The sequence below is a fragment of the Kitasatospora sp. NPDC057512 genome, from assembly GCF_042802135.1.
In the GTDB taxonomy this organism is placed as follows: domain Bacteria; phylum Actinomycetota; class Actinomycetes; order Streptomycetales; family Streptomycetaceae; genus Kitasatospora.
Genome location: NZ_JBHVET010001300.1, coordinates 1 through 1,034 on the forward strand (window position 1 = coordinate 1; position 1,034 = coordinate 1,034).

A 1,034-nucleotide genomic window follows, 5' to 3' on the forward strand; every position below is an offset into this window, starting at 1 on the left:
TCGGCCTCGGCCCTGGCCTTCTGGACCTGCTGGGCGGCCTGGTCGGTCTGCGCCTGCTTGTCCGCCTCGTCGGCCTTCGCCTTGCGGGCCTTCTCCACGGCGGCGGCGGTGCGGTTCGCCAGGTCCTCGGCCTCGGTGCGACGGGCCAGGTCCTGGACCGCGTTGGCCTGGTCGACCGCGCGCTGCGCGTCCGCGGCGGCCGCGGAGGCGGCGTTCGCGTGGTTGGTCGACTCCTGCGCGGCGTTCCCGCTCTGCCCGGCGTGGTCGGCGGCGTCCCGGGCGGCCTGCGCCGCCGCGGCGGCGTGGGAGGCCGCGGACGTCAGCAGCGTCTTGGCCTTCTCCGCCATCGTGGCGGCCTCCCCGGCCAGCTGCTGCGAGGCGGCGGCGGCGCGGCCGGCCTCGGCGGCCGAACGGCGCGTGGCCGCCGCGGCCTGCTTGGCCTTCGCCGACTGACCGCCGGCACTGTCCGCGTAGGCACCGGCCTGCTCGGCGGAGCCCGCCGCGGAATCGGCGTTGCCCTTGGCGCTCAGCGCGGCGCCCGCCGCGTCCTTGCTGCTCTTCGCGGCGTCGTTCGCGTGACCGAGCGTCGTGTTCGCGTCCGCCGCCAGCTTCGCCGCGGCATCGGCGGCATCCGCCGCCACCCGCGCGTCGTGCGCCTTCGTCTGGTCACCGGCGGCCGCGGCCGCGGCGGTCTCGGCGTTGGCCGCGGCCCGCTGGGCACCGGCCGCCGCGGCGGCCGCGTTCGACGCCGCGTAGGCGGCGGCCCGCGCACCGGCGTTGGCCGCCCGGGCGGCGGCCATCGCGGTCTGCGCCGCCGCACCCGCGCGCTCGGCCGCCGTGGCGGCCTTGTTCGCCGCCTCCGTGGCCTTGGCCGCGTCGTTGCCGGCCTTCTGCGTCTCGGAGGCGGCCAGCGCGGCGGCCTCCATGGCCTTCTGCGCCTCGTAGACCGCCTTGTCCTTGGCCTCGATCGCCGCAGCAGTCTCCTGGGCCGCCTGCGCGCCCGCGTCCTTCGCCTGCTGCACCAGCTGCGCGAT

General features: G+C 78.5%; 1 pseudogene. It reads right to left on the minus strand.

From position 1 onward, the window contains the following. Nucleotides 1-1,034 (minus strand): annotated as a pseudogene (locus ACFU6K_RS39620) (chemotaxis protein); the annotation flags it as partial.